This window comes from Microcoleus sp. AS-A8 (genome assembly GCA_039962225.1).
In the GTDB taxonomy this organism is placed as follows: Bacteria; Cyanobacteriota; Cyanobacteriia; order Cyanobacteriales; family Coleofasciculaceae; genus Allocoleopsis.
In genome coordinates, this window is record JAMPKV010000016.1 from 117,687 (window position 1) to 123,973 (window position 6,287).

6 protein-coding genes are annotated in these 6,287 nt (G+C 43.0%); 2 read left to right on the forward strand and 4 right to left on the reverse strand.

Annotated features, from left to right (window positions below; genetic code table 11):
- Positions 1-33: 33 nt before the first annotated feature.
- Positions 34-498, reverse strand: coding sequence for a hypothetical protein (locus NDI48_23105; protein MEP0834057.1), 465 nt, complete (start codon positions 496-498; stop codon positions 34-36).
- A 79-nt stretch (positions 499-577) separates the two neighbouring features.
- Here NDI48_23105 and petN point away from each other — a divergent pair, with 79 nt between their 5' ends.
- Together petN and NDI48_23115 are read left to right on the forward strand one after the other, a co-directional pair.
- Positions 578-667, forward strand: a complete 90-nt coding sequence (petN, locus tag NDI48_23110; protein MEP0834058.1) for a cytochrome b6-f complex subunit PetN — start codon at positions 578-580, stop codon at positions 665-667.
- 651 nt (positions 668-1,318) lie between these two features.
- Positions 1,319-2,713, forward strand: coding sequence for a serine/threonine-protein kinase (locus NDI48_23115; protein ID MEP0834059.1), 1,395 nt, complete (start codon positions 1,319-1,321; stop codon positions 2,711-2,713).
- A gap of 132 nt (positions 2,714-2,845) precedes the next feature.
- On the opposite strand, the gene NDI48_23120 is transcribed toward NDI48_23115, so the two are convergent.
- The 3 genes from NDI48_23120 to NDI48_23130 all read right to left on the reverse strand — a co-directional run bounded on the left by NDI48_23120 (position 2,846) and on the right by NDI48_23130 (position 5,745).
- A complete protein-coding gene (locus tag NDI48_23120) occupies positions 2,846-4,309 on the reverse strand; it encodes an ATP-dependent DNA helicase (protein MEP0834060.1) in 1,464 nt (487 codons plus the stop codon).
- Positions 4,310-4,375: 66 nt separating this feature from the next.
- On the reverse strand, positions 4,376-4,849 hold the full coding sequence (locus NDI48_23125) for a hypothetical protein (protein MEP0834061.1): 474 nt from the start codon (positions 4,847-4,849) through the stop codon (positions 4,376-4,378).
- A 467-nt stretch (positions 4,850-5,316) separates the two neighbouring features.
- Positions 5,317-5,745, reverse strand: a complete 429-nt coding sequence (locus NDI48_23130; GenBank protein ID MEP0834062.1) for a hypothetical protein — start codon at positions 5,743-5,745, stop codon at positions 5,317-5,319.
- Between the last annotated feature and the right edge of the window lie 542 nt (positions 5,746-6,287).

The window sequence follows — 6,287 nt, forward strand, 5'->3', positions numbered from 1 at the left end:
TTAACCGAAACTAGAGATAGGGTCAGCCAAACATTAAAGGGCAGACGTTGACTTGAAGGGTTTGATCCAGTGGCGCTGGAGTGCCCAATCCAGAATAAGACGGGCAAAACCAAAACAGAAAAGACTCTCCACTCCTAGGACACCCAATAAGGCGATCGCGTCAGTCAAATTTGGCTGCCCCTCTACAGGTGCTAATGCCCGCACTAAACCAAAGGCTAAGACAGCCCCATCCTTGAGGTGAGGATTTTCATCCTCTCGGATTACATAACGGTAGGTGATGCCAAACAGGAAGCCACTGAACCAGGCCACAGCAATTTTGACGACCAGATCGAGAGTGGTAGTCACAGGGAAGGAGGCAAGTGTCTCAAATGTCCGGGCTAACACCCAACGATTGCCCACCACGGTGAGGCTGTAAGCCAGTGTAAATGACAAAGCGGCGAGTGTACCGGCTTTCAGGGATTCGATGCGCTCAATCATTAGGTTAGAAGAGTTGTTCACAATTTTTATCTGAAGTTAAACATGGGTCAAATTGAATTATCATAAGCCTTAGAATCATTGTGTAGTTTTATATATCGCTATGGATATTTTGTCATTGGGTTGGGTTTCCGTACTGGTGCTGTTCACTTGGTCAATTGCAATGGTTGTTTGGGGTCGCAACGGTTTTTAGAGCATTGTGGAAAGTCCTTTTGTAACGGTTCTATTTTTTGCGACCCTAGGACTATTGGCTTTAGTCAGTGTGGGTGTCGTGTACTTAACGGCGGCTGAGTGGCGCGATCGCCGTCGTCGCGATCGGGATAAAAAACTGTAAGGACATCCCGATTCAGTTGTTCTTGCTCCTCACAAACACAAGAGGCGGCAAGGTAACGAAAAGTTAGCCTATTGCTCAATTCCCTCCTTTGGACAGAAGGAGGGAAGCTCTTAGGCTAGGATAATGTACACAAAGGAAGATGATGCAATGGTCGGCTAGATTCTAGTCAGCGTTAGCCAATAATCAACTTTAAACTTGTGACAACCCCCCAGTCCCAACTCACTCGAAAACGTCGAGAGACTAACTTCATCGAGGCTTTATATAAAATGAAGCTATCTTTACAGAAGCTTTACAAAGAATGGGTTGCTATCGATAATATATTGAGTCATTGACACCTGAGTAGCGGGTGAAAAAGAGCTCTTCTAGTTTCACAACAGATTTTTGGCGAAGACTGGCTAGAAAGAGTATACCTTCGGTGGTGCATTTCTAACTACAGCGATCGCGTTAAGCCGGGTGCTGCAAGCACAAGCTTTAGTCGCAGCGGGGGAGACGTTGAATCAGTAAGGCTCAGTGAGCTACTGCATAAATCCGGACTGTTCTCATCCTAAAAATCTCATGCACACTGATATCTGTCAAGATTATCGCTCCGAACTGTTCCTGCGCGATTACGCGGATCGCAAGACCTTCGGAGATCGCTATCGTATACTCAAAATGATGGGGCGGGGCAGATTTGGCGTCACGTTTTTAGCTCAAGATGAGTCTCTACCCAGTCATCCGCATTGTGTGATCAAGCAACTGCATCCGACAACATCTGAATCGCACATTATAGAAATGGCACAGGTGCTGTTTAAGCGAGAGGCTGAAACCCTAAAACAAATTGGCAATCATCCCCAAGTGCCACAGCTATTGGAATACTGTGAAGAGGCTCAACCCCCTTACTTCGTGGAACAGTACATCAACGGCTCAACCCTACGGCAGGAAATTAAACAGTCTGGAACCCTCGGTGAAGCTGGGGTGAAGCAATTTTTGATTGAAATTCTGCCAGTACTGGAATTTATCCATAGCCAAAAGTTGATTCACCGGGATATTAAACCCAGCAATATCGTTCGTCGCCAGCAAGACAACCAACTGGTTTTGATTGACTTTGGTGCGGTTAAGAATTGCCAAGATGATCCAGAGAATAGTTCCGAGCAAACCACTTGGACAGATACTTCCATCGGCACTCAAGGCTTTGCTCCTCCAGAGCAGATAGCCATGCGACCTGTTTTTGCCAGTGATATTTATGCACTAGGCGTTACTTGTATTTATTTATTGACGGGTAAACTACCAACCCACTTTCCTTACGAGCCGACAACCTGTCAAATGGTTTGGCAGCCATACGTTCAAATCAGTGACCAGTTTACTGAAGTTTTGAATAAAATGTTGGAACCATCGGTTCGCTATCGCTATCAATCGGCTCAGGAAGTTCTGAACGCAATTGACTCCTTAGATGCCAAGAGTCATTTACTTTTAGAATCGTATAAAAACGGTGAGAGGGATTTTGCCTTTCAGAATATGAGTGGGTTGAATCTTCAAGATGCCAACTTATCTGGGGGACTTTTTTACAGTTCTAAATTGGCAAAAACAATTTTTGAAGGAGCCGATTTATCAGATGCTTATTTTGGTCAGGCTAACTTAAACCAAGCGAATTTGCGAAAGGCAAATTTGGGTGGAGCTTCCTTTAGTAATGCCGATTTGTCAGGAGCTGACTTGCAAGGTGCAGATCTCAGCTTTGCCTATCTCTCCAAAGCTAATCTCAAAGGAGCCAATCTGTGTGAGGCTAATTTATCGAATGCCAATCTCAAAGGAGCTAATTTGTGTGGCGCTAACCTCTCAAATGCCATCATTACTGAGGCTCAACTAGCCCTAGTCAAAAAGAATTGGACAACAGTACTTCCCAATGGCAGATGCGGTCTGGGAAGTTAACTCTAGCCTCTGGAAAGAAAAATTTTATAGAGACAAAAACCTCAGCCTATCTCTGTGTTCTCTCTCATTTTTTTCTTCTCTGTGTCCTCTGCGTCTCTGGGGTTCGTTAATCATAAACTCTACAGAGAATTCCTATCGACGAGTACAATTATCACAATTTTCGCAGCGAAACCCAGCCGCTTCTTGATTAAAACCAAACGCCTTTAACAAAAATTGCCAACGACACTCACGAGTATTTAAATATTGAGTCATCTGCTTTTGTACCTTCTCCTGTGTCATACTCAACTGAGCAAGAGTTTGAGACTTTCCTGAAGGGAGTTTGCGATAGTGAAAAGGGTCTTGCCATTCTAATTGTCCCGCACTATCGAGGAGAGCCAGAGCAATTGCACCGTCCTGATATTGCTTAACTATCGTTGCCACATCCCCCTGAGGTGGCAATTTCTTCACCAACTGCTGGGCATCTTGATATTGCGATCGCATTTTATCAACAAAAAACTCACGTCGCTGCTTATCCTCTGGATTGAACCAGCCTGTGGGTTCACTGATCAACGTCAGGGCGTCAGAAGGTTTACCATCCCGTCCCCCTCTGCCCACCTCCTGGATATACTCTGATAACAACTGAGGGGATTGATAATGTATCACCCATCTAACATCAGGCTTATTGATACCCATCCCAAACGCACAAGTGCAAACTACAAATTGACTTTTTCCACTCAGCCAGCTTGCTTCAATAGCGCGACGTTCCTCAGGACTGAGTCCCGCATGGTAAGCCGCTGTTGCATAACCCAAAGAACCCAACCATTCCGCTAATTCTTCACTCTCCCGTCGGGAACGAACATAGACTAACCCTGTTTGATTCTGTCGTGCTTGAATAAATTTTAATAGTTGCTGGCGGCGTCCTCTGGGAGTCCAGATAGTTTGAATTTTTAGGTTAAGATTTTGGCGATAAGGACTGATTAAAAAAGGTTTTGGCTGTTGCAGTTGCAAGACATTGCGGATTGTTTGTTGGGCGATGGGGTCAGCCGTTGCAGTAAAGGCAGCTATACTGATTTTTGTACCTGCTGGCTTACATTTAAGTAAGGCGGGTCGTACTGCACCTAAACGTCGATAAGCGGGTCGAAAGGTATCACCCCATTGCACCAAACAGTGGGCTTCATCTAATATCAACCCATTAATCTTAAGCTGTGGCTGACACAACCGTTCCCATACGGGTGCACTCAATAAAGTTTCCGGCGATAGGTACAGTAATCGTAACTGCTGACGTTCTAAAGCTTGAAGCGTTTGCCGTCGTTGGTGGGTTGGCAATTCACTATGCAAAAGGGCGGCGGGTAACTTCAGTTGATGTAATTCCTGCACCTGATTTTCCATCAGTGCAACCAGCGGAGAAACAACCAACGTTAAACCCGTTTGTAGGAGTGCCGGGAGTTGAAAACAAATCGACTTGCCGCCACCAGTGGGTAGGACAATTAGAGCATCTTGTTTTTCTAAGAGACTACGAACAATCTCACCTTGGGGGAATCGAAAATCATCATATCCCCAGATGTTTTTGAAGGCGGCGCGAACATTGTCCCAAGATGTTGTTGCAGAAGTGTTCATGATAGGTAGTAGATGCTTGAACCTGATTCGGAGCTGTTAAATATAAAAAGGTTAGTTAGGAGATTTTTAGTTGTTTATTGTGTCAATGCACGTAATTCTCCAGATACGATATTCACCTTCAGGACGAGCCTCGATGTAAACTTGACCTGAGTCAATAGAAGCAAGAGGGATAAAAGCCACCTTTACATTACTTTTAAAGTCTACAATTAAACCAAATACTGAGTCACTATCCTTTGTTATTTGATAGATATTAATACTTAGGCTAGGATGTGCAAATTTTGGAAGTACATCAAACATTTGCTTTAATAATTGAATAAAAGTAGCCTTGGTTTTGGCTTTATACAAAGAACCTGAGTAAGAATCAGAAAATAGTCGGCTCAAATGAGTTGTGTTTTTGGAGTCATAGGAACTCTTAAAGTTTTGAAATAGAGAAAGCATGTTTCCCGACAGACGCTCTGGATGATATTCTGTTGTATCTGTAAGGAGATAGTAGATACCTTCTGCTAGCTTAATTGTGCCTTGAACGATAAACGGTTCCATAGGTTTTACTGGATTTAAATTTCAAAATCAATGATAAACTTTATCAATTAGTTCTAAATTCGAGAATACACCTAGATTTAGAAACCAATCTTTAACATCTCCGTAAATACGCTGAATTTTAACAGCGAGGCTTAAGATAGCGTACTGACAATTCCCTAAATCACGTCAGTCGGCTGGAGCGATCGCCAAAAAATTCTAAACTCTAAGAAAAACTAGCTACACAGCCAATTGCATAACAGCCAGTTACACTTCTTACCCTACTCAATCCCTGTTAAAAAATGGGAATTAGAAAATTTTGCAACGCACTACACCATAGCAATTCTATTTGAGTCGTGAACCTCTCAAATCTCTCTTCTTCCTCTTCTCTCTGAGTTCTCTGTGACTCTGTGGTTCGTTAAAACAAGTTAAGTTCACAAATCAAATAGGACTGCTATAGCTGATACAGCAGTTAGTACAGAAAGCCTACTCTAAGCACCGATTTTTTCCCGCAAAACGAGCGCAAACGCTTTAGCTTCACTCTTATCATTAGGCCAACCTCTAGCGCGAGTAATTTTACCTTCGGTTGTGGTAACGGCTACTGTGGGAAAGCCTGCAATACCTATGTAAGCGATGCAAACACACAAGGCTATAATGAGTAAACCACACATGAGTGCAACTAAGTTACCAGGCAGAAGACTAACCACAGCGATGGAAAACAATATGCCAATGCTACCTGTAAGAATAGCGGCAAAAGATTTCTGCTGATAAAAACGAACAGAAACTACCTGCTTAAAAGTCATTTCCTCGCGAGAACCGTTCTGAAATAAATCTTTATTGCTCAGAAATATAACCCGTTTGTCTGTAATTGTTCCAAACTTATTACTGAGTACTTCTTGTTCTCTTGAGCCTCTAGACATATAAGGGTAATTATGAGATAAACGAACACGATTCTAACCTCATATACCTTCGCTTGGCTGTAGAATATCAAGTTTTTTTTCCTGGAAAAGGAACCTCTTTTTTTCTACGTTCAATAAAAATAGCCTACAGGACTATGCATTGACAGGAAGACAATCAGGTGTGGTAGATCTGGACGACCTAGCACGATTTCTCAAACTATATTCACGAATAACTTATTTAAAGAAATTTATCCGGATATCGTACCCATTGCTAATTAATTTTTTGACTCTGATACATTCCAACTGAGTGAACGCTGTGAAATTCCTGCCCAGTTGTCTGCTCTAAGTCCTTGGATTCGGGACAATATTAAGATGTAGTGTCCTATCGCCTTGTTGTTTGAAGACTGCAAGCTCGACTTTTTGTCAATGCGTAAGTCCTGTTAGTGTGATTAGACCTGTTTTGAAAGTCTCCGAAGGAGATAAGTTTAAGTAATGGGTTGAGGAATAGGCGTGAGTGCAAGATGATAACCGAGTTGTGTAGCACGATGACAAAGGCGCTGGAG